Below are 21,385 nucleotides of genomic sequence, written 5' to 3' on the forward strand. Positions count from 1 at the left end.
CGTCCCGTGCGGCCGCTCGGCCGTCCCCTCCGACCGCGGGAAGAACTCGTACCACGACCCGTACAACGCCCGCTCACGCTCCACCAGCAGCGGCATCGTGGGGCCGGCGGTGACGAACTCGCGCAACGGGTGGCGGTCGAGGGCCTCCCGCACCGCGGGCGCGAGCGCCGCCGCGTAACGCTCGGCGACCGGCAGCGAGTCGTCGAGCAGCGTCCGCGCGGCCTCCCGCACGACCCCTCGCGCCGGCCCGCGCGGCACCCGGCCCGCGGCCCGCTCGTGCAGGTGGCCGCCCTCCTCCAGGACCAGACCCGTGTCGATCCCGGCCGGGATCTTGATCTCGGCCTGGCGCCGCCAGGTGGCGACCGGGTCGCTCCACGCCTCCACCGTGTACGTCCAGCGGCCCGCCTCGTCCAGCGTCACGTCGGCGCCCCAGCGGTCCGTGCCCTCGGCGAGTTCGCGCATCGGGGTCCACGGTCCGCGGCTGCCGTCAGGCCCCTTGAGGACCACGTTCGCGCCGATGGCGTCGTGGCCCTCGCGAAAGACCGTCGCGGTGATCGGGAACGTCTCCCCGCACACGGACTTGGCCGGCCTGCTGCCGCAATCCACGCGCGGATGGACGTCCCGCACCGGGATACGGCCGATCGCTCTGGTGGACCTCACGCTGCACCTCCGCAACTGGGAAAGGCGACCGAACACGGCGTCCGTCGCCCGTCGTTCAGCGCCCGCCGACGCGCGGGCGCTGACTGCTAACGCTCGGCGGCCAGGCGCGGTACCGGCCGGGTCGCCGCGAGGCGGGTGACACCGCTCGTCCGGCGGGACGCGCCACGCCGCACACGGGTCTCCACGACCCCCCGCAGGTACTGCTCGGCGGCGTCCGCGGCCTCCCGCGCGCAACGCTTGCCCATCAGCACGCACAGGGTGTATCCGCAGTCCTCGAACGAGGAGCGCACCGCGAGGTCCCCGGGGCTCGCGAGCATGGCCCGCTCCCAGGCGCGGTAACCGCGCAGACATCTGGCCACTTCGGTCCTGGCTGGTAGCAGCATGGCGCAGGTCACCTTCCGGGAGTGCGAGAGGTACGTCGCCCCGCGACGAGCGGGGTCGGCCTTCAGAGGTCCCTGCACCACGCGCCCTGATCGGAGGCTCATAGTGCAAGGACCCCTTGGGGGCCCTGCCTCACGAGCGGCAAGGACCCCCGAGCAGAGGTGCGGAACCGTCAAACCTCCCGAGGCCTTCACTTATGGTGCACGGCTCGCCACCCAACGTCCTGTTGGATCTTGGTCGTGGTGTGCTCGTGTTGCACGAATGGCGTAGCGGCCCCACTGTGGTTGTGACTCAGGAGCGATCGACGCTCACCCTTCGTGTTCGGGGTCCGGCCGTGCGCCGGGCGGAGCGGGAGCCTCGCCGGTGAGGAGCCAACGACGATGAAGACCGCAGTGCCCTGCTACTACCACCTCGACGTGGACGTGAGTCCGGAGCGGGTCGGACAGGTCAGGCGCATCCTGGCCGCCCACCTCCGGCACTGGGATCTGGAGAGCCTCGTCGAGCCCGTCTGCCGCGGAACGGAGATGCTGCTGAACGCGATCGACGAGCACGCCACGGACAAGCGCACCTCCATCGAGATGTGGTGGAACCGCCAGCATCTGATCACCGCCGTCGGCGGCGACGACCGCGATCTGCGCCCGGACCAGGACCTGCGCGCCTGCCTGGAGCACATCGCCGCCACCAGCGACGGCTGGGGCTGCTGCGCCACCGCCGCCGGCAGCACGGTCATCTGGTTCTCCCAGCGCGCCCGCGCCGGGGAACGCGTCCCGCTGGTGCCGACCCGGCCCGTCCCGAGGCTGCGCGAGATGCTCAAGGTGCCCCGTCTGCTGCCGGTGACGTCCCTGGCCGCCCCCGCCGACGGAACGGCCGACGTCGTGGAGGTCTCCCGGTGACCTCACGGACGAACCGGAGCGCAGGGGTGCCCGTCTGGAGCGGGCACCCCTACCCGTTGGGCGCGCACTTCGACGGGGAGGGCGTCAACTTCGCCCTGTTCAGCGAGGTCGCGCACCGCGTCGACCTCGTCCTCGTCGACGACGAGGGTGGCGCCCGCACCGTGCCGCTGAGCGAGGTCGACGGCTTCGTGTGGCACGCCTACCTGCCCGGGGTGCGCCCCGGGCAGCGCTACGGCTACCGCGTGCACGGGCCGTGGGCCCCGGCCGCCGGACACCGCTGCAACCCGGCCAAGCTGCTCCTCGACCCCTACGCGCGCGCCGTGGACGGCCAGATCGACAACCACGCCTCGCTCTTCGAGCGCGCCGGCGACCGGCCCGACCCCCAGGACAGCGCCGGGCACACCCTGCTCGGTGTGGTCACCGACCCCGCCTTCGACTGGGGCGACGACCGGCCGCTCCGCCGCCCCTACGCCGACACGGTGATCTACGAGGCCCATGTGCGCGGACTGACCCGCACGCACCCCGACGTCCCGCCCGAACTGCGCGGAACCTACGCGGGTCTCGCGCACCCGGCGGTGACCGGGCACCTCACCTCGCTCGGCGTGAGCGCGGTCGAGCTGATGCCGGTCCACCAGTACGTGCAGGACGGCGTCCTCACGGACCGGGGCCTGTCCAACTACTGGGGCTACAACACCATCGGCTTCTTCGCCCCGCACAACGCCTACGCCGCCCATGGCACCCGGGGCGGGCAGGTCGCCGAGTTCAAGGCGATGATCAAGGCGCTGCACGCGGCCGGCCTCGAAGTGATCCTCGACGTGGTCTACAACCACACCGCCGAGGGCAACGAGAAGGGCCCCACGCTCTCCTTCCGCGGTATCGACAACGCCTCCTACTACCGCCTGGTGGACGGCGACTTCGCGCACTACTACGACACCACCGGCACCGGCAACAGCCTGCTGATGCGGCACCCCTACGTCCTCCAGCTGATCATGGACTCGCTGCGGTACTGGGTGACCGAGATGCACGTCGACGGCTTCCGCTTCGACCTCGCGGCCACCCTGGCCCGGCAGTTCCACGAGGTGTCACGGCTGTCGGCGTTCTTCGACCTCATCCAGCAGGACCCGGTGATCAGCCGCGTCAAGCTGATCGCCGAGCCGTGGGACGTCGGCGAGGGCGGCTACCAGGTGGGCAACTTCCCGCCCCTGTGGTCGGAGTGGAACGGCCGCTACCGCGACGCGGTGCGCGACTTCTGGCGGGCCGAGCCCGGCTCCCTGGGCGAGTTCGCCTCCCGCCTCGCCGGCTCCTCCGACCTGTACGCGCACAGCAGGCGCCGGCCGCGCGCCAGCGTCAACTTCGTCACCGCGCACGACGGTTTCACCCTGCGCGACCTCGTCTCGTACAACGACAAGCACAACGAGGCCAACGGCGAGGACGGCCGGGACGGGGAGAGCGTCAACCGGTCCTGGAACTGCGGGGCCGAGGGCGACACCGACGACCCCGGCGTGCTGGAACTGCGCGCCCGCCAGCAGCGCAACCTCATCGCCACGCTGCTGCTGTCGCAGGGCATCCCCATGCTGTGCCACGGCGACGAGCTCGGCCGCACCCAGGGCGGCAACAACAACGCCTACTGCCAGGACAACGAGGTCTCCTGGATCGACTGGCGGCTGACGGCGCAGCAGCGCGACCTGGCCGACTTCACCCGGCACCTCGTCGCCCTGCGCGCCGCCCACCCGGTGCTGCGCCGGCGCCGCTTCTTCCGCGGCGAGACCGTCACCCACGCCGGACAGCCGCTGCCCGACCTGGTGTGGCTGCTGCCGGACGCCCGCGAGATGACCGACGACAACTGGCGGCGGCCCGACGCCCACTGCGTCGGCGTCTTCCTCAACGGCGACGCCATCGCCGAACCCGACGCGCGGGGCCGGCCCGTCGTCGACGACTCCTTCCTGCTCCTGCTCAACAGCTACTGGGAGCCCGTCGTCTTCCACCTGCCGGGCGCCGAGTACGCGGAGCGCTGGACGGTGTGCGTCGACACCGTGGCCCCGTCCGGCGGCCCGGACGAGAAGGAGTACAAGGCAGGCGCCGAGGTGACGGTGGAGTCCCGCAGCCTGCTGGTGCTGACCCGGCCGCCCCGCCGCGCGGGGTGACCGGGCCGCGGGGGGGGCCGCCGCCCCCCCCCCCCCCCCGGGCGGGGGGGGGGGGGGCGCCCCCCCCCCCGCGGTGGGAGGTGACCGTGAACTGGGCGCCGTCCGGGTCCCGCAGGACCGCCTCGTCGTCGGTCTCCGACAGGACGCTGCCGCCGTGCTTCTCCGCCGTGCGGGCGCACGCCGAGACGTCCGCGACGGCGAAGTGGACCTGCCAGTGCGGGCGGATCGTCGGATCGGGGGCCGCCTCCAGCGCGCCGGACTCGATACGGGCCACGATGTCGCCCCGGCTGCGCAGCACCACCTCGCCGCCCTCGTAGTGCACCTCGCAACAGCCGGGCCGGTCCGTCGCCCAGTCGAGGATCTCGCCGTAGAACATCGCGGAGTCGAAGGCGTCCCGGGTGTGCAGCCGGATGAAGGCCGGGGACGCCTGCCGCCAGGCCTCCCAGTTGCCCATCAGGGCCCCCTCCCAGACGCCGAAAGTCGCGCCCTCCCGGTCGGCCAGCAGCGCCGCCCGCCCCGGGGGCAGCGAGATCGGCCCCACGGCCGCCGTTCCGCCGCGCTCCCGTGCCCGAGCCGCCGCCACGTCCGCGCTGGGCACGGCGAAGTACGGCGTCCAGGCCACCGCCATCTGCCACATCGAGGCGACGGCGGCGACGCCGGCGACCGGAACCCCGTCGACCAGCGCCGTGCGGAAGTGCTCGCCCAGAGAGCCGCGGCGCCACTGCCAGCCGAGGACGGCGCCGTAGAAGTCCTGGGTGGCCGCCAGGTCTCGGCTGGTCAGGCTCACCCAGCAGGGCGCGCCGAACACGGAGTGCGTGGAGACGACCTCCGTCGCACCGGGGGCAGATGTCGGGTGATCGTTCATGGCACTCGCGTTCCTGATCTGTCGGCTGCGGCCGGCCCTCCTCCCAGTGTCAGGCCGGACCCGTGCAAGGCGCCCGCCGAGCGGCCCGGCGGCAAGGGGAGGGTGCCACGAGTACCGCGAGGACCCGCCGGTGAAACTGACCCGACTAGGTGACGGCGACGCCCGCCCCCGCGTCGGGGACGGGCGTCCGGGAAGGCCTCCGCGCGGGCCGCTCACCGCGCGTCGGCGACGACCTCCTCGCGCAGCCGTGCGAAGCAGCCGCTCAGCAGCCGGGAGACGTGCATCTGTGAGATGCCCAGCTCCTCGGCGATGCTGCTCTGAGTCATGCCGCCGAAGAACCGCAGGTACAGGATGGTCCGCTCGCGCTCGGGCAGCGCCCGCAGACTGGGGGCCACGGCCACCCGGTCGACGACCGTGTCGAAGCCGGGGTCGGGGTCGCCGAGGGCGTCCTCCAGGGCGTACCCGTCGGTGCCGGGCATCTCCGCCTCCAGGGACAGCGCGGAGAAGCACTCCAGCGCCTCCATGCCGGTGCGCACCTCGTCCTCGGTGAGCTGCGCGTACTCGGCGATCTCGGGGACCGTCGGCGGCCGTCCGGGGGTCGTCTGCGACAGGTCCTTGACGGCGTGCCGCACCCGGTTGCGCAGGTCCTGGACCCGGCGCGGCACGTGCAGCGTCCACATGTGGTCGCGGAAGTGACGCTTGATCTCGCCCGTGATCGTCGGCACCGCGTACGCCTCGAAGGCGCGGCCGCGGTCGGGGTCGTAGTGGTCGACGGCCTTGACCAGCCCGAGGGCAGCCACCTGGTAGAGGTCCTCCAGCGCTTCGCCGCGGCCGCGGAAGCGGACGGCGATCCGCTCGGCCATGGGGAGCCAGAGCCGCACCAGCTCGTCGCGCAGCGCCTGGCGTTCGGGCCCGTCGGGCAGTCCGGCCAGACGGGCGAAGGACTCGGTGGTGTCGGGGGCGTCGTCGTGGGGGTGCTGCCTGGTTCTGACGGTGGTACGCATCGCGCGTGCCTCCCTCAGGGGGTGCCGGGGGATGGACGGACACCGTGGGGAGCGCGCGAACCGAGCGGAGAGCACCCGCGGCGGCCCGCACGGCGGGATCCCACGGACGTGCCTCCTGTCCGAAGCACTTCCTGCTGATTCCCGCTGCAGGGGTTATGAAACGATTCTGCCCTATTTGTCCAGATCATTCTTGGTGTGCCTTGACGCGACCTTGAAGTGGGCTTGGATCTCGTTGGCTCTGACACAGAGGTAATCTCGGCCTTGTGAGCCAGGAACCCGATGCCGAGACCTTCCCGGAAGAGCTCGCCGACGCGCTCGTCGGCCTCCAGCGGCTGCTGCGCCGCCGGCTGCGGGCCGGCCTGACCTTGCCGCGGCTGCGCGGCGCCGAGGTCGAACTGCTGCGCCTGGTCGCCGCCCGCCCCGGCGTCGGCGTCTCGGACGCCGCGGGGGAGCTGCACCTCGCCGGGAACTCCGTGTCCACCCTGGTCAACCGCCTGGTCGGGGAGGGCTACCTGGTCAGGGAGACCGATCCCGCCGACCGGCGCGCCGCCCGCCTGCTGCTCACCGGGGCGGCCGAGGCCCGGCTCGGGGACTGGCAGCGCCGCCGGGCCGAACTCGTCGGCCGCCATGTCGCCCGACTGGACGCCGCCGACCGGGAGGCGCTGCGCGCCGCGCTCCCCGCCCTGCGCTCGCTCGCCGTCCAGCTGCACGAGGAGGCCGAGGACTCATGACGACCACCGCCGAACCCCCGCCCGCCGCCGTCGCCTGCACCGGGCTCGACCACGCCTTCGGGGACACCAAGGCCGTCGACGGGCTCGATCTGACCGTCCGGGCGGGCGAGGTCTTCGGCCTGCTCGGCCCGAACGGCGCCGGCAAGACCACGGCGATCCGCTGCGTCACCACCCTGCTGCCCGTCCCGCCCGGCCGGGTGCGCGTCTTCGGTCACGACGCGTCCGTCGAGCGCATGGCCGTCCGCAGGCTGCTCGGTTACGTCCCGCAGCAACTGTCCGCCGACGCCCACCTCACCGGCCGGGAGAACGTCTCCCTCTTCGCCCGTGTCTTCGACGTCCCCCGCCGCGAACGCGCCGAACGGGTGAGCCAGGCCCTGGCCGCCGTCGATCTCACGGACGCCGCCGACCGGCTCGCCGGGACCTACTCCGGCGGCATGATCCGCCGGCTCGAACTCGCCCAGGCCCTGGTCAGCGCACCGCGCCTGCTGATCCTGGACGAGCCGACGATCGGACTCGACCCGATAGCCCGCACGAGTGTCTGGGAGCACATCACCGCCGTGCGCGAGGCCACCGGGATGACCGTCCTGGTCACCACGCACTACATGGACGAGGCCGACCGGTACTGCGACCGGGTCGCCCTCATGCACCGCGGCCGGGTCCGCGCCCTCGGCACCCCCGCCGCGCTGCGCCGCGGGCTCGGCGAACGCCGGGGCGCGGCGGCCACGGACCCGCCGCCCACCCTGGAGGACGTCTTCCGCGACGTCGCCGGCAGCGGCCTCGACGACGACCCAGGAGGCTTCCGCGATGTCCGGAGCACCCGCCGCACCGCACAGCGCGTCGGCTGACACCGCCCGCGCGCCCGGCGCCGACCTGCTGCTGCGGCCCCCCGAGCCGCGCGCCGGCTGGCGGCTGCTGCCCGCCCGGGTGGCCGCGATGTGCGCGGTCGAACTGCAGAAACTGCGCCACGACCGCACCGAGCTCTACACCCGCGCCGTCCAGCCGGCCCTCTGGCTGCTGATCTTCGGCCAGACCTTCACCCGCCTGAAGGCCATCCCCACCGGCGGCGTCCCCTACATCGACTACCTGGCGCCCGGCATCATCGCCCAGTCCGCCATGTTCATCGCCATCTTCTACGGCATCCAGATCATCTGGGAGCGGGACGCGGGCGTCCTGAACAAGCTCCTCGTCACGCCCACCCCGCGCACCGCGCTCATCACCGGCAAGGCGTTCGCGGCCGGGGTGAAGTCGGTGGTCCAGGCGGTCGTCGTGGTCGTCATCGCCGCCGTGCTCGGCGTCGCCCTGACCTGGAACCCGCTGAGGCTGCTCGGCGTCGCCGCGATCGTCGTGCTCGGCTCGGCCTTCTTCTCCTGCCTGTCGATGACCATCGCGGGCATCGTCCTGAGCCGGGACCGGCTGATGGGCATCGGACAGGCGATCACCATGCCGCTGTTCTTCGGCTCCAACGCCCTGTACCCGGTGGGCATCATGCCGGGCTGGCTGCAGGCCGTCAGCAAGGCCAACCCGCTCAGCTACGAGGTGGACGCGCTGCGCGGGCTCCTCCTCGGCACGCCGGCGCATCTCGCGCTCGACTTCGCGGTGCTGGTCGTCGCCGCCGCGCTCGGCGTCGCCGCCGCCTCCGCCCTCCTGGGCCGGCTGGCCCGCTGATCCGGCCCGGCGACGTGATGTGCGGCACGCCCGGGTGATTCCCTCCGACGGCCCGTCGGGTAATCGTGCCTGGGCAGCGCTTGATCGACGATCAAATGGGGTGAACCGCCTGGCCACAGCGCATTCCGCGCATTTGACAGTGCGCTGAGCACACGGATAGGAAGCAGCCCGTAGAAGTCGAGAGGTGGACTGTGTACGAGCCGAACGTGGTCGAGGACTGGCAGGAGTACGACGAGCATGCCGGTCTGCGGGTCCGCGTCCACCGACTGGAGCGGGCGGAGCCGCCGCGGGGGCGTGACGACGCGGCGGAGGGGCTGACGTACTTCCGCCTCCGGGTGACCGTGGAGAACCGCGCGGAACGCAGCTTCGGCGTCCACCTGGAGGACGGGCAGATCGACGTGCGGCTCGGCGCCGACGGCGAGAGCGCCTTCATCGACTGGCGCAACTCGCAGTTCATCGAGGGTTTCGACGTCTACCCGCTGCGCCGGGCCACAGCCGTGCTCTACGCCGCCGGACCGGAGGCCGCGCTCGGCCAGGTCGACGTCCAGATCCAGCTGCGGGTGGACGAGGAGTGGGCCGGGCGCCGGATGTGGGTGGGCGGCGTCGGTCTGCACGAGGCCGCCGCCGGCGCCACGGCGGGCGCCGGCCGGGACAGCCTGGCCCGGCAGGTCAGCAACTTCCTGCGGGACCAGGCCGAAGAGGGCACCGCCTGAGCCGTCCAGGGGTCAGTGCGGGATGCCGTCGATGATCTCGCGGGCGCCCTGACGCAGCAGCGCCACCGCCACCGAGGTGCCGAGCGTGGCCGCATCGAGGCGGCCGGCCCACTCGTGGGCGTTCAGCCGGATCTTGCCGTCCGGGGTGAACACGCAGGCCCGCAGGGACAGTTCACCGCTGCGGTCCACCCGCGCGAACCCGGCGATGGGGCTGTTGCAGTGGCCCTGGAGCACATGCAGGAACATCCGCTCGGCCGTGGCCTCCCGGTGGGTGGCCGGGTCGCCGAGCCCGCTGACGACGTCGATGAGGTCGGCGTCGTCCTGGCGGCACTGCAGGGCGAGGATGCCCGCGCCGATCGGCGGCATCATCGTCTCCGGCGACAGCACCTCGCTGATCACGTCCCGCCGCTCGATGCGCTCCAGTCCGGACACCGCGAGCAGCAGCGCGTCGGCCTCGCCCGCCGCCAGCTTCTCCAGCCGCCGGTTGGCGTTGCCGCGGAACGGCACGCACCGCAGCTGCGGATGGGTGGCGGCCAGCTGGGCGATCCGGCGCACCGACGAGGTGCCGATCCGGGTCCCCGGCGGGAGCTCGTCCAGCGTCAGCCCGTCCGGGTGGACGAGGGCGTCGCGGATGTCGTCCCGCTTCAGGAACGCGGCGAACACCGTGCCCGCGGGCAGCGGTCGGTCCGCCGGGACGTCCTTGACGCAGTGCACCGCGAGATCCGCCTCGCCGGCCAGCAGCGCGGCGTCCACCTCCTTGGTGAACGCGCCCTTGCCCTCGACCTGCGACAGGTCCCCCATCCACTTGTCGCCGGTGGTCTTCACGGGGACGACCTCGGTGCGCACACCGGGCCGCAGGGCGGACAGCTCGGCGCGGACCCGCTCCACCTGGGCCAGGGCCATGGGTGAGTCGCGCGAGACGATACGGATCACTTCCGGAACGGACATGCGGGACACCATAGACCCTCCGGGAGGGCGTCGTTCGCCGGACGGGGCGAAGCGGGCCGCCGCCTTGACGGAGGGCCGGCGCCGCACCGGTCCGGGGGCGCCTCGAACGGGCCGCGCCCCCGGACCGCGCCGACTCCCGGGCGGGGGTCAGGCGTTGGGGTTGAAGGTGATCCCGGCCGGCTTCGCCTTCGTCAGGTTGGAGGCGAAACTGCCGTCCTTGATGCCGAAGGTGGCGCTGCCGAAGTCGTACGAGGTCAACTTCTCGCGCACGCCCGCCGGATAGCCGTTCCAGCCGACCAGGGCCGGGTACTGCCAGGCGCCCTTGTGGTTCTCCGGCGGCTCGTCTTTCGAGTTGCCGAGCCGGAAGCAGTGCGTCCTGATGCCGTCCTTGTGGTAGACGGCCTTCGGGTGGGTGCCCTCGAAGCGCACCGAGGACGCGGGGTGCACGGTGAACCCGCCGTGGTTGGAGGTCGAGACGTACTGGACCTGGCCGTTCTGCACCCACACCACGACGTGTTCCCAGTCGTTCCGGTGCCCGCCGATGCCGCTGCCCGCGACGGCCTGGTCCTTCTCGAAGTAGAGGGTGTACATGTACGCGCACCAGCCGTTGTCGCACTTGTAGCGCGAGTAGCTGTTGGTGTTGTCGAGGTCCGAGGCGTCCCGGCAGTCGCCGCTGAGCGAACCGCTCGGCTTCAGGCCGCCGTTGACCGTGCCGTCGGGGCCGATCGCGGGAGTGGGGTAACAGCCGTCCGTGTCGTAGTCGAAGGCGGGCTGGTACGTCAGCTCCGCCGCCTCGGCGTTGCGGGGCAGCGCCCGGGGAGGCGCGGCCCAGGCGAGCGAGGGCACCGCGAGGACGAGCGCGGCGGCGCCGGTCAGACCGGTGAGCCATCTCCTGCGGTGGGCTTTGAACGTGGGTGACGCCACTGCGTCCTCCTCCAGATCCGGGCGCAGCCGAACGGCTGTGGGCCAAAAGGAGGTTCAGCTTCCACGCTTTTCATGTCCGCGCCAAGAGGGGGAGGCGTATCGGTGGTGAAGACAGGGCTGACACCCGGTCGCCTGATGCCGTGTCATGCCGGTGTGTCCGGAAGGTCGGCCGCCGACTCCTCGGGCGTCAGATCGGTCCGCAGCCGCAGCCAGGACGGCTGGCGCAGCAGTCCCGCCCGCGTCCGGGTGCTGAAGCGGACCTCACCCACCAGGCGGGGCAGCACCCAGTGCGCGCCGGGCGCCGAGGGGGCCGGGTCGAAGGGGCACACGTCGGTCGCGGCGGCCCTCAACAGCGCGGCGAGCTCGGTCCGTTCGGCCTCGCTCCAGCCGGTGCCCACGCTGCCGACGTACCGCAGTCGCCGCCCGGCCGCCCGCTGTCCGACGAGGACGGCGCCGGGCAGCCCGGTGAGCCGGCCCCTGCCCGGCTGCCAGCCGCCGACCAGGACGTCGGCGGTGCGCATGTTGCGGATCTTGATCCAGGCGCGGGAGCGGACGCCTGGCTCGTACGCCGAGTCCAGCCGCTTGCACACCAGCCCCTCCAGGCCGTGCGCGCGGGTCGCCTCCAGCGCCTCGCGGCCGTGGCCGACCAGCGCGCCCGGCGTGGACCAGAACGGCCCCTGGAGAGCGAGGCGTTCCAGCCTGACCCGCCGCCGTGTGTAGGGCAGGGCGGTCAGCGAGCGGCCCGCCAGGTGCATCACGTCGAACAGCACCAGGTGCACGGGGGCCGTCGCCGCCAGTCGCGCCGCCCTGGCCGGGGCCTGGACCAGTCCCATCCTGGGCTGCAGCAGCTGGAAGTCGGCGCGGCCCTCGTCGTCGAGCGCCAGCACCTCCCCGTCGAGGACGGCGGCCGTGCGGCCCAGCGCGTCGCCCAGCGGGCGCAGTTCCGGGTAGGCGGCGGTGATGTCCTCCCCGGACCGGGCCCGCAGCACCACGCTTCCGTCCCCGGGGAGGTAGACCACCGCCCGCTGCCCGTCCTGCTTGGTCTCGTAGGCCCAGCGGGCGTCCTGCGCGACGGGCGGCAGGGCGCCGGGGGTGGCGAGCATGGGGGCGATGAACGGCAGCGTCACGGGTTCAGATGTCACCGGGCCCGCGCACCGGCACGCCCACGACGTGCGGGGTTCCCCTGAACGGGGGCCGCCGCGCCCCGCGTGATCCTTCAGGACGCCCTGGCCGCCCCCCCCAGCTCGTCGAGCGAGTGGGGGGAGGCCCCGCCGCCGGGACGATCCCTACTCTCGCGTAATATCGCGCGCCAGGCCGTCAGAGGGCGCGCCGGCCGCCGGAGCGCGGGCCGGCCGTCGGAGGAGGAACCGTGCCCCGGTCCGAACGCTCACCCCTGCTGCTCGCGGGGCTGCTCGCCACCGCGGGCATCGCGCACCTCGCGGTGCCGCGCCCCTACGACGCGACGATCCCGCGCGCGCTGCCCGGTTCGCCCCGCGCCTGGACCTACGGCAGCGGCGTCGCCGAGCTGGCGCTGGCGGCCGGCCTCGCGGCGCCGAGGACCCGCAAGGCGGCAGCGCTCGCCACGGCTGCGTTCTTCGTCGGCGTGTTTCCCGCCAACGTGAAGATGGCCGTCGACCGACTGCACCGCCCCACCCCCGTCAAGGCGGCGGCGATCGCCCGGCTGCCCCTCCAGGCGCCCCTCGTGCTGTGGGCCCGCAACGTCGCCCGCCAGGCGGACCGGGCCGCCGCGCGCGCCGCGGCCGACAGCGCGATCCGTACCGTGTCGACGACGAAGGGACAGTCGTGAGCAAGGCTCCGCAGACAGGTGACCGCGTCGAGGACTTCGCCCTCCCGGACGAGACGGGGACGGTGCGCACCCTCACCGACCTGCTCGCCGACGGGCCCGTGGTCCTCTTCTTCTACCCCGCCGCCCTCAGCCCCGGCTGCACCGCCGAAGCCTGCCACTTCCGCGATCTCGCCGCCGAGTTCGCCGCCGTGGGGGCCCGGCCGGTCGGCATCAGCGGCGACTCCGTCGACCGCCAGCAGGAGTTCGCCGGCCGCCACACGCTCGGCATGACCCTGCTCTCCGACGCCGACGGCGCGGTGCGCGACCGGTTCGGAGTCAAGCGCGGCTTCTCCCTGGCGCCCACCAAGAGGGCCACCTTCGTCATCGGCCAGGACCGCACCGTCCTGGAGGCCGTCCACAGCGAACTGCGCATGAACACCCACGCCGACCGCGCCCTGGAGGCCCTGCGCGCCCACCGGACCTGAGGCCCCGGTCCCTGCAGGGGCGCGGTTGATGCGGCGGACCTAAGGGACCATTCTGGACGACATGGAGCAAGTCGCCGCCGTGGCCGTCATCGATGCCCGGGGCGTCGTGACGGGCTGGAGCGAGGGCGCCCGGCTGCTCACCGGCTATCCGGCCGACGAGGCGGTGGGCCGGCCGGCGGCCGAGCTCCTCGCCGACGCCCTGCCCACGCGCACCGACGGGGCCTGGACCGGCCCCGTCGTCGTACGGCACCGCGACGGCGACCCGGTCACCGTCACCGTGACCGCCTGCCCCGTCCTCGGCCCCGGCGGCCGGCCCGCCGGCCTCACCGTCACCGCCGCCCCGGCCCCCCGGACGGAGCCGACCCTCGCCGGCCTCGCCTTCGAGCAGGCCTCCATGTCCATGTCCGTCTTCGACCCCCTCCAGCGCTACCTGCGCGTCAACGGCGAGGCCTGCCGGGTCATGGGCGTGCCGGAGGAGGTGCTGCTCGGCCGGCACTTCCCCGAGACCGTCGAGGACGCCCAGCACAGCCGCGGTTTCAACTACCACCTGCGCCAGGTCGCCGAGACCGGCCACCCCGTCCGCTACGAGAGCTACACCGGCGCCCCCGCCCTCAACCGGGAGCACGCCTGGACCGTCGAGATGTGGCCGGTGCGCGGCGTCGAGGGCGACGTGCGGGGCGTCGCCCTCGCGGCGTTCGACAGCAGCGACCAGTACTGGGCCCGGCAGCGCCTCGCCCTGGTCAACCAGGCGGCGGCCGCCATCGGCACCACCCTGGACGTGGCCCGCACCGCCGAGGAGCTGATCGAACTCCTGGTGCCCCGGTACGCCGACTTCGCCAGCGTCGACCTGCTCGAATGGGTCCTCGGCGCCGACGAGCCGCCCCGCGTCCCGGACGGCGACATCGTCCTGCGCCGCGTCGCCCACGGCTCCGTCACCGAGGGCACCCCGGAAGCGGCCGTGCACCTGGGCGAGACGGACATCTATCCGGCCGCCACGCCGCCCGCGCAGGCCCTGCGGCTCGGACGGGCCGTCCTCAGCCAGGCCGGCGAGCCCGCGTTCATGCGGTACGTCGCCGAACGGAACAGGCGCGCCCCCCAGGGACTGCGCCACCGCCTCGGCGCCCACTCGGTGCTCGCGGTGCCGCTGCGGGCCCGCGGCACCACGCTCGGCGTCGCCGTGGCCGTCCGCATCGCCCACCCCGACGACTACGGCGACGACGACGTCGTGCTCGCCGAGGAGGTCGCCAGCCGCGCCGCCGTCTGCATCGACAACGCGCGCCGCTTCGCCCGCGAACGCACCACCGCGCTCGCCCTCCAGCACAGCCTGCTGCCCAGGGGCCTGCCCGGCCAGGCCGCCGTCGAGGTCGCCCACCGCTACCTGCCCAGCGGCTCCACGGCCGGCATCGGCGGCGACTGGTTCGACGTCATCCCCCTCTCCGGCAGCCGCGTCGCCCTCGTCGTCGGCGACGTCGTCGGCCACGGCATCCCGTCCACGGCGACCATGGGCCGCCTGTGCACCGCCGTGCGCACCCTCGCCGACGTGGACCTGCCGCCCGACGAGCTCCTCACCCATCTGGACGACCTCGTCACCCATCTGGCCGCCTACGACGAGGAAGGCGACGACGACGTGGCCGAACTCGGCGCGACCTGCCTCTACGCCGTCTACGACCCCGTCACCCGACGTCTCACCGTCGCCTCCGCCGGCCACCCCGCCCCCGCCGTGGTCCTGCCCGACGGCGGGGCCCGCCTCATCGGGATGACCCCGGGGCCCCCGCTCGGCGTGGGCGGCCTGCCCTTCGAGGCGACCGAACTGGAACTCCCCGAGGGTTCCGTCGTCGCCCTCTACACCGACGGCCTGATCGAGGACCGCGACCGCGACGTCGACCGCGCCACCGCCGAACTGTGCAGCGCGCTCACCGCGCCCGCCGCCACCCTCGACGCCCTGTGCGACACCGTCCTCAAGGCGGTCCTCCCCGAGGAACCCGGCGACGACGTCGCCCTGCTGCTGGCCCGCACGCGTGCGCTCGGCGCCGACCAGATCGCCACCTGGGACGTGTCGCCCGACCCCGCGGAGGTGGCCGCCACCCGGCAGGCCGCGACGGAACGGCTCACCGCGTGGGGGCTGGAGGAGACCGCGTTCGTCACCGAACTCGTCGTCAGCGAACTCGTCACCAACGCCATCCGCTACGGGGAACCTCCGATCCAGCTGCGGCTGATCCGCGACCGCAGCCTCATCTGCGAGGTCTCCGACGGCAGTTCCACCTCCCCGCACCTGCGCCGCGCCCACGCCTTCGACGAAGGGGGCCGCGGTCTCCTCCTCGTCGCCCAGCTCACCCAGCGCTGGGGCAGCCGCCAGACGACCCGCGGCAAGACGATCTGGTGCGAGCAGACCCTCCCGCCGCCGTTCTGAGCGCCCGGCCGGGGTTGACCGGCCGCCGATGCCGGGCAGGAAGCCGGCGGGCGGCACGCACGGCCGCACCCCACGACGACCATGGAGCACCTATGACGACGAAGTCCCCCGTGACGCAGAGCGGGGCGTGGGAGGAGGCCGCCCGGGCGGCCGGGGTGGAGGTGAACCCGGTCGCCGGGCACATCGGCGCGGAGATCTCGGGCGTCGACCTCGCCGCCGACCTCGACGACGCGCAGACGAAGGCGATCCGGGCCGCGGTGCTGCGCTGGAAGGTCGTGTTCTTCCGCGGGCAGCGCCTCGACCACGCCGGGCACGTGGCCTTCGCCCGCCGTTTCGGCGAGCCGGTGGTGCTGCCCAGGCGCGGCAGTGCCTCACCGCCCGGCGTGCCCGAGATCGAGACCACCGCCGACCGGCTGGAACTGGGCGGCAGGTTCGGAATGGACCACGAGGAGTGGCTCCGGCGCCGCCGTCACAGCCTGTTGCGCGGCTGGCACTGCGACCACGGCGCCCGCGTCGACCCGCCGGCCGCGACGATCCTGCGCGCCGAGACCGTGCCCTCGTACGGCGGCGACACCACCTGGTCCAACCTGGCCGCCGCCTACGCCGGACTCTCCGCGCCGCTACGGGAGTTCGCCGACGGCCTGCGCGCCGAGCACCGACTCGGCGTCGGCTACCAGCCCCGCCCCGGCGACGACGCCTACGCCCGCCACCTGCTGGAGCGCCAGGTGGCCTCCGTCCATCCCCTGGTGCGCGTCCATCCCGAGACCGGCGAGCGCGTCCTCTTCGTCAACGGCTACTACGTCGAGCAGATCACCGGGCTCTCCCGCCCGGAGAGCGCGACGATCCTGGAACTGCTCCTCGAACAGGCGACCAGGCCCGAGTACACGGTCCGCTTCCGCTGGGAGCCTGGCAGCGTCGCCTTCTGGGACAACCGCGCCACCATCCACCTCGCCCCCTCCGACAACGCCCACCTCGGGTTCCCCCGCACGATGCACCGGGTGATGCTCGCCGGGGACGTGCCCGTCGGCGTGGACGGGAAGCCGTCGCGACCGGTCACCGGGACCGAGCCCGGCCGCTGGTGAGACTGCCGCCGCCCGGCCGGGGGCATGGCGGGAGTGTGATCAGTTCAGCGGGATGACGACCTCGTCCTCCACCGGCGGGTGCAGCTCCTGCACGCGGTTGCCGGTGGCCGCGTGGCAGCGCAGCCGGACGCTCTCGGGTGTGACGTCCAGACGCAGGAAGCACTTGAAGAACGGCGGGCTGTACGTCGCCGAGCTCGGCGAGAACAGCGAGGTGTAGATCTTGCGCACGGGCAGCCGGAAGCGCGCCGCGCGGTCGGGGCGGCGCCCCGCGCCCAGCAGGCTCGCCACCAGCCGGATCCGCCGGGTGAGCCGGACCGGGCCGCCCGGCGCGCGGGTGGGCGGGATGCCGAGCCGCTCGGCGACCACCGCCGTGGCCTCGGCCTCGGTGAGCGTGAAGAAGCGGCGCAGCCGCAGTCTGCGGCCGTACAGACGGCTGTAGAAGGCGAGGGAGTCGCCGCGCAGCGGGTAGCAGCGGAAGTCCGACTCGGTGACCCCGCCGACGTCGACGCGCTGGATGGTGTGGGTGGCGTGCATGAACGCGCCGCCGCCGCCCGCGACGACGTACTGAAGGGTGCGGCCGTCCGCCAGACGCACCGGATAACGCTGGTAGTTGTGGATGTCGCCGCCGATCGCCGCGACGTAGTGGTGGGCGGGGTCGCGCACGATCTCGTCGACCGTGCCGCCGCCCTCGACGGGGCAGGGGTGGTGCTCACCGTCGACGTAGAGCGGGGAGCCGGTGATCAGGATCTTCGGACGGGGCCCGCGCGACACCTCCCGCAGCCACGCGCCCTGTTCGGCGTCCACGGTGCCCAGCAGTCCCGTGTCGATGCCGACGATCCGCACCGGGCCGGCGTCGATCGCCCAGTACGGGCCGGGCTGTACGGCCTGTTGGCCGGGCGCGGACCGCAACGCCCTTGCTTCTGTGAGGTGTTGACCGTCGCCGGGGCGGGGCCGGTGCCACAGCAGTGAGCGCAGCCAGGCCCGGGTGAGGGGCCGGGGTTTCGGCTCGGCGGGCAGGGGCGGGGCGTCGCCGCAGAAGACGCGCATGAACGCGCCGAGGTCCTCGTACCAGTCGTGGTTGCCGGGTATCGCGTAGATCGGCGCGGGGTAGTCCCGGTACGGCCGGAAGAACTTGGCGTCGTAGTCGTCCGCGCTGCCGACGGGGTAGATGACGTCACTGGCCAGCACCGCGAAGCTGGTGTCCTGAGCGACCTTCAGGAAGCCCGGCACGACGGCGTACTGGGGGTCGTCGCCCTCACCGGTGTCACCGATGACCATGAAGGAGAAGCGGTCCGGGTCGGAGCGCCGGATCACCTTGTCGGCCGGCGCTCCGGCCGCCGCCCGCTGTGCCGTCCACCGCCCGCGGGTGCGGCCGGTGGGGTCGCCGAACCAGGACGCGAGCACGCCGTTGCGCGCCGCCCAGAGCATCCTGGGGTCCAGCCACGAGATCTTCTCGACCTCGCCCGGCATGAGTTGCTGGTACGCACCGCGCTCGGAGCCGCCCCAGCCGGCGCCTTCGGCGGTGTCACGTGAGGAGTTGACCACCGGTGCACCGTAGCAACGATCTACGACCACCCCTACGGGGCCCGTTCGAAAGCCCCGTCTCACCGCCCTGCGGCGTCGTCCAGCACCCGGGCGATCAGGTCGTGGACGAGGAACTGCCCGGGGGACAGGTGCTCTTTGAGCCGATGCAGATCGGCGGGACCGAACCAGTCGTAGGCGGAGTGCTTGTCCCACTCCAGGTCCGGCGCGGTCAAGTCGCCCTCGACCTCCACGAGACAGTCCGCCTCATGCCGCAGACCGCCGCCGTCGTCGCCGGTCCAGGTGGTGACGCCGAGGAAGCGCCGCAGCCGGCGCAGCCGCCACCCGGTCTCCTCCCGCACCTCGCGGGCGAGCGCCTCCAACAGCGTTTCGCCGGGCTCCACATGGCCGCCGACGATGTCCCAGGCGCCGGGGAACAGGGCCCGGTCGGGGCCGCGTCGCTGGGCGAAGGCGCGGCCCCGCTCGTCCAGGATCACCGCGCCGACGGTCCATATCTCATCGTTCGCGGGCGTGGGCAGCACCACGCCGGGGTCGACCACGACGTGATCGCCGGTCCTTGGCATGGGCGACAGCGTAGACGTACTGATCGCGGGCGTGGCCGGTACCGAGGGATATCCCTTGAAGCGGCGAGGTCGTGGTGACATGGACTCGACAAGTCTGTCATCCTCCCCAACGGCAGCCTCGCCCACCCGACGCCCCCCACGGGCCGGCGTCCCGCACCCGGAAACACCTCCGAGTGCGGGACGTCGCCGTCAGCCCGGGCAGCGCCCGGGGAGCGCTCAGAACGTGCGCTCGAGCAGATCCAGCAGCGCCGCCCAGTGCCGTTCCGCGCCCTCCTCGCTGTAGGCGGCGGTGTCGGCCTGGGTGAAGCCGTGCCGGGCGCCCTCGTACACCTCGCAGCGATGCCGGACGCCGGCCTCGGTCAGCGCCTTCTCCAGGCGCTCGATCTGCTCCGGCGGCAGCGAGGGGTCGTCGTCGGCGTGGCCGAAGTACAGCTCGGCGGTGACCTTGCCGGCCACCAGATGCGGGCTGTCCGCCTGGTCGGTGGCGAGCCGCCCGCCATGGAAGCCTGCCGCCGCGGCGACCCGGTCGGGGCGGTGCCCCGCGGTGAGCAGCGCGAGCCGGGCCCCCATGCAGTACCCCGTCAACGCGACCGGCCCGTCCGTGACGAGCCGGCTCTCGGCCAGCCAGTCCAGACAGGCGTCGGCGTCACGCATCGCCTGTTCGTCGGACAGGGCCCGCATGGCCGGACCGAGCCGCTCGAAGATCTCCGGACGCGCGGACGGGTCGATGAACTCGGGCAACTCGACCACGGGGGCGCGGCCCTGACGGTAGAACACGTTGGGGACCAGCACCGTGTGACCGGCCGCGGCGATACGGTCGGCCATCGCCCTCAGGTGCGGGCGCAGCCCGAAGGCGTCCTGGTAGAGCAGCACGCCGGGGCGGGGCGCCCCGTCAGCGGGGTGGGCGAGATAGGCGTCCGCGACGCCGTCCCCGGTCGGGACGCCCACGGAGGATCCCAGTACGGAGGTCATGTGCAGGCGCGCCTCTCTGTGTGGTGCAGGCCGAGCGGTGGCCGCCTCCGGACGGGTTCCCGGGGTGGGCCGCGCCTATCGTTGCACGCACCATCCATCTGGTCGGAGGGCGGCCCCGCCGCGCACACCGACCTCTTACCCCGGTCATACGAAGCGCGCCCCGGCACTCACTCGAAGCGCGAGGCGTCCCCCGCTCCGTGCCGGATGATCTCCGCCTCGCCGCCGGAGAAGTCGATGACCGTCGTCGGCTCGGTGCCGCAGTCCCCGGAGTCCAGCACCCCGTCCACCACATGGTCGAGCCGGTCCTTGATCTCCCAGCCCTGCGTCATCGGCTCCTCCTCGCCCGGCAGCAGCAGGGTGCTCGACAGCAGCGGCTCACCGAGCTCCGCGAGCAGCGCCTGGGTGACCCCGTGATCCGGGATGCGCACGCCCACCGTCTTCTTCTTCGGATGCTGGAGCATGCGCGGCACCTCCTTCGTCGCCGGGAGGATGAAGGTGTAACTGCCCGGCGTGGAGGCCTTGATCGCGCGGAACACGTCCTTGTCCACCCGGACGAACTGGCCGAGCTGCGCGAAGTCCTGACACACGAGGGTGAAGTGGTGCCGGTCGTCCAGCTCACGGATGGTCCGGATCCGGTCGACCCCGTCCCGGCTGCCGATCCGGCAGCCGAGCGCGTAGCAGGAGTCCGTCGGATACGCGATGAGCGCGTCCGCCCGGATGGCGGCCGCGACCTGACCGATGGTGCGCGGCTGCGGGTTGTCGGGGTGCACGTCGTAGTACTTGGCCATTGTCCGAGCTTATGCCGTGACGGCTGAAGGACACCGTGCGGGCCCCGCGCACCGCTACCGGGACCAGCCCTCTCACGGACCGGCGTCCCCGGCGTCGCCCAGCAGATGCGTCCAGCTGTCCGCCAGCAGCGCGAGCGCCGCCGCGGAGTCCGTGTGCCAGCCGTGGCGCATCCAGTGCCGGGCCAGCTGGTCCAGCTGGCTCAGCGCCAGGAAGCCCCGAAGGCGCCGGGAGCCCGGATCGAAGCGGTCGGCCTGCCGCAGCCCCGCCTCGATGTCGGCGACGACCTCGTCGAACCACCGGTCCACCAGTGGGCGCAGCTCCGGCTCGACCACCGCCGCCTCGTGCGCGGCGAGGACGTACGGGCGGATCCGGGGCCACTGCCGGGCCGTCCCGCGCAGCCAGTCCTCGATGCCCTCCCGGTCGCCCCTGCGGACCACCGTCGCCAGCTCCCCGCCCGCCGCCCCCGGCCCGCGCCCCAGCAGTTCGTCGAGCTCGTCGACCAGCGCCCTCATCAGCGCCGCCCGCGACGGGAAGTACGCGTAGAACGTCACCCGGGTGGTGCCCGCGGCCTTGGCGATGTCGTCGACCTTGGTCGCCGCGTAACCCCGCTGCTCGAACAGCTCCAGCGCCGTCGACAGCAGCAGCCGGCGGGTCATCTCCTTCTGTGCGGCGCGCAGGTTGGCCACGGCAGGCGCTCCAGGTCGACTGCGAAGGGGCCGCTGACCTGCGAGGTAGCGCTCCCGGTGGACGTCCACATCGTACGCCACGGGCCCTCGGCGCCCCGGCCCGGCCCGTTCGCCCGGTGAGTCCTCCCGGCGCCCGAGCGGG

General features: G+C 73.3%; 21 protein-coding genes and 1 pseudogene. 10 read left to right on the plus strand and 12 right to left on the minus strand.

All coding sequences use genetic code 11. The features are described from left to right. Together ACIRS4_RS34790 and ACIRS4_RS34795 are read right to left on the minus strand one after the other, a co-directional pair. Positions 1-660 (minus strand): maltotransferase domain-containing protein (locus ACIRS4_RS34790; RefSeq protein ID WP_404203687.1); only part of this gene is annotated, 660 nt, incomplete at its 3' end. Between the two features lie 86 nt (positions 661-746). Next, on the minus strand, positions 747-1,043 hold the full coding sequence (locus ACIRS4_RS34795; protein WP_404203689.1) for a DUF5133 domain-containing protein: 297 nt from the start codon (positions 1,041-1,043) through the stop codon (positions 747-749). A gap of 378 nt (positions 1,044-1,421) precedes the next feature. On the opposite strand from ACIRS4_RS34795, the gene ACIRS4_RS34800 reads away from it, so the two are divergent. Further along, entirely contained in the window at positions 1,422-1,934 is a 513-nt protein-coding gene (locus tag ACIRS4_RS34800) for a pep a2 (RefSeq protein WP_404203691.1), read from the plus strand. A gap of 26 nt (positions 1,935-1,960) precedes the next feature. Beyond that, the gene (gene glgX, locus ACIRS4_RS34805; protein ID WP_404203693.1) at positions 1,961-4,078 is read left to right on the plus strand and encodes a glycogen debranching protein GlgX; all 2,118 of its coding nucleotides are present in this window, start codon (positions 1,961-1,963) and stop codon (positions 4,076-4,078) included. Between the two features lie 70 nt (positions 4,079-4,148). Here glgX and ACIRS4_RS34810 read toward each other — a convergent pair. Then, positions 4,149-4,943, minus strand: a pseudogene (locus tag ACIRS4_RS34810) (VOC family protein); the annotation flags it as partial. 212 nt (positions 4,944-5,155) lie between these two features. Further along, entirely contained in the window at positions 5,156-5,947 is a 792-nt protein-coding gene (locus ACIRS4_RS34815) for a SigB/SigF/SigG family RNA polymerase sigma factor (protein WP_404203695.1), read from the minus strand. Between the two features lie 263 nt (positions 5,948-6,210). Between ACIRS4_RS34815 and ACIRS4_RS34820 the strand changes: the two genes are divergently transcribed. From ACIRS4_RS34820 to ACIRS4_RS34835, 4 genes are all read left to right on the plus strand, one after another. After that, positions 6,211-6,678 carry a MarR family winged helix-turn-helix transcriptional regulator gene (locus tag ACIRS4_RS34820; RefSeq protein ID WP_404203697.1) on the plus strand — a complete coding sequence of 156 codons (468 nt, stop codon included), beginning with the start codon at positions 6,211-6,213 and terminating at the stop codon, positions 6,676-6,678. Then, positions 6,675-7,523, plus strand: a complete 849-nt coding sequence (locus tag ACIRS4_RS34825) for an ABC transporter ATP-binding protein (RefSeq protein WP_404203699.1) — start codon at positions 6,675-6,677, stop codon at positions 7,521-7,523. Before ACIRS4_RS34820 ends, ACIRS4_RS34825 begins: the two co-directional genes overlap by 4 nt. Continuing rightward, positions 7,483-8,343, plus strand: coding sequence for an ABC transporter permease (locus tag ACIRS4_RS34830; RefSeq protein ID WP_404203701.1), 861 nt, complete (start codon positions 7,483-7,485; stop codon positions 8,341-8,343). Before ACIRS4_RS34825 ends, ACIRS4_RS34830 begins: the two co-directional genes overlap by 41 nt. Positions 8,344-8,534: 191 nt before the next feature. After that, positions 8,535-9,056 carry a hypothetical protein gene (locus ACIRS4_RS34835; protein WP_404203703.1) on the plus strand — a complete coding sequence of 174 codons (522 nt, stop codon included), beginning with the start codon at positions 8,535-8,537 and terminating at the stop codon, positions 9,054-9,056. Between the two features lie 12 nt (positions 9,057-9,068). Here ACIRS4_RS34835 and hemC read toward each other — a convergent pair whose 3' ends face one another. The 3 genes from hemC to ACIRS4_RS34850 form a co-directional block, all read right to left on the minus strand. After that, complete coding sequence (hemC, locus tag ACIRS4_RS34840; RefSeq protein ID WP_404203705.1) at positions 9,069-10,004, minus strand: hydroxymethylbilane synthase; 936 nt, start codon at positions 10,002-10,004, stop codon at positions 9,069-9,071. A gap of 147 nt (positions 10,005-10,151) precedes the next feature. Continuing rightward, positions 10,152-10,928, minus strand: a complete 777-nt coding sequence (locus ACIRS4_RS34845; protein WP_404203707.1) for an NPP1 family protein — start codon at positions 10,926-10,928, stop codon at positions 10,152-10,154. Positions 10,929-11,071: 143 nt separating this feature from the next. Next, positions 11,072-12,031 carry an ATP-dependent DNA ligase gene (locus ACIRS4_RS34850; protein ID WP_404203764.1) on the minus strand — a complete coding sequence of 320 codons (960 nt, stop codon included), beginning with the start codon at positions 12,029-12,031 and terminating at the stop codon, positions 11,072-11,074. A 266-nt stretch (positions 12,032-12,297) separates the two neighbouring features. On the opposite strand from ACIRS4_RS34850, the gene ACIRS4_RS34855 reads away from it, so the two are divergent. The 4 genes from ACIRS4_RS34855 to ACIRS4_RS34870 all read left to right on the plus strand — a co-directional run bounded on the left by ACIRS4_RS34855 (position 12,298) and on the right by ACIRS4_RS34870 (position 16,691). Then, positions 12,298-12,735: a hypothetical protein gene (locus ACIRS4_RS34855; protein WP_404203709.1), complete on the plus strand. Its 438-nt coding sequence runs from the start codon at positions 12,298-12,300 to the stop codon at positions 12,733-12,735. Next, positions 12,732-13,199 (plus strand): peroxiredoxin, encoded by a 468-nt coding sequence (locus ACIRS4_RS34860; RefSeq protein ID WP_404203712.1) that lies wholly within the window; start codon positions 12,732-12,734, stop codon positions 13,197-13,199. The genes ACIRS4_RS34855 and ACIRS4_RS34860 overlap by 4 nt, the downstream gene beginning before the upstream one ends. 61 nt (positions 13,200-13,260) lie before the next feature. Next, entirely contained in the window at positions 13,261-15,609 is a 2,349-nt protein-coding gene (locus ACIRS4_RS34865) for a SpoIIE family protein phosphatase (protein WP_404203714.1), read from the plus strand. Positions 15,610-15,701: 92 nt separating this feature from the next. Next, on the plus strand, positions 15,702-16,691 hold the full coding sequence (locus tag ACIRS4_RS34870; protein ID WP_404203716.1) for a TauD/TfdA dioxygenase family protein: 990 nt from the start codon (positions 15,702-15,704) through the stop codon (positions 16,689-16,691). Between the two features lie 39 nt (positions 16,692-16,730). On the opposite strand, the gene ACIRS4_RS34875 is transcribed toward ACIRS4_RS34870, so the two are convergent. The 5 genes from ACIRS4_RS34875 to ACIRS4_RS34895 all read right to left on the minus strand — a co-directional run bounded on the left by ACIRS4_RS34875 (position 16,731) and on the right by ACIRS4_RS34895 (position 21,243). Further along, the gene (locus tag ACIRS4_RS34875) at positions 16,731-18,236 is read right to left on the minus strand and encodes a metallophosphoesterase family protein (protein WP_404203718.1); all 1,506 of its coding nucleotides are present in this window, start codon (positions 18,234-18,236) and stop codon (positions 16,731-16,733) included. A 59-nt stretch (positions 18,237-18,295) separates the two neighbouring features. Then, positions 18,296-18,796 carry an NUDIX hydrolase gene (locus ACIRS4_RS34880; RefSeq protein ID WP_404203720.1) on the minus strand — a complete coding sequence of 167 codons (501 nt, stop codon included), beginning with the start codon at positions 18,794-18,796 and terminating at the stop codon, positions 18,296-18,298. 216 nt (positions 18,797-19,012) lie between these two features. After that, positions 19,013-19,768, minus strand: a complete 756-nt coding sequence (locus tag ACIRS4_RS34885) for a dienelactone hydrolase family protein (RefSeq protein ID WP_404203722.1) — start codon at positions 19,766-19,768, stop codon at positions 19,013-19,015. 167 nt (positions 19,769-19,935) lie between these two features. Further along, on the minus strand, positions 19,936-20,556 hold the full coding sequence (locus ACIRS4_RS34890; RefSeq protein ID WP_404203725.1) for an L-threonylcarbamoyladenylate synthase: 621 nt from the start codon (positions 20,554-20,556) through the stop codon (positions 19,936-19,938). A gap of 72 nt (positions 20,557-20,628) precedes the next feature. Continuing rightward, positions 20,629-21,243: a TetR/AcrR family transcriptional regulator gene (locus ACIRS4_RS34895; RefSeq protein WP_404203727.1), complete on the minus strand. Its 615-nt coding sequence runs from the start codon at positions 21,241-21,243 to the stop codon at positions 20,629-20,631. Between the last annotated feature and the right edge of the window lie 142 nt (positions 21,244-21,385).

Source organism: Streptomyces sp. NPDC101166 (genome assembly GCF_044768125.1).
Lineage (GTDB): Bacteria > Actinomycetota > Actinomycetes > Streptomycetales > Streptomycetaceae > Streptomyces.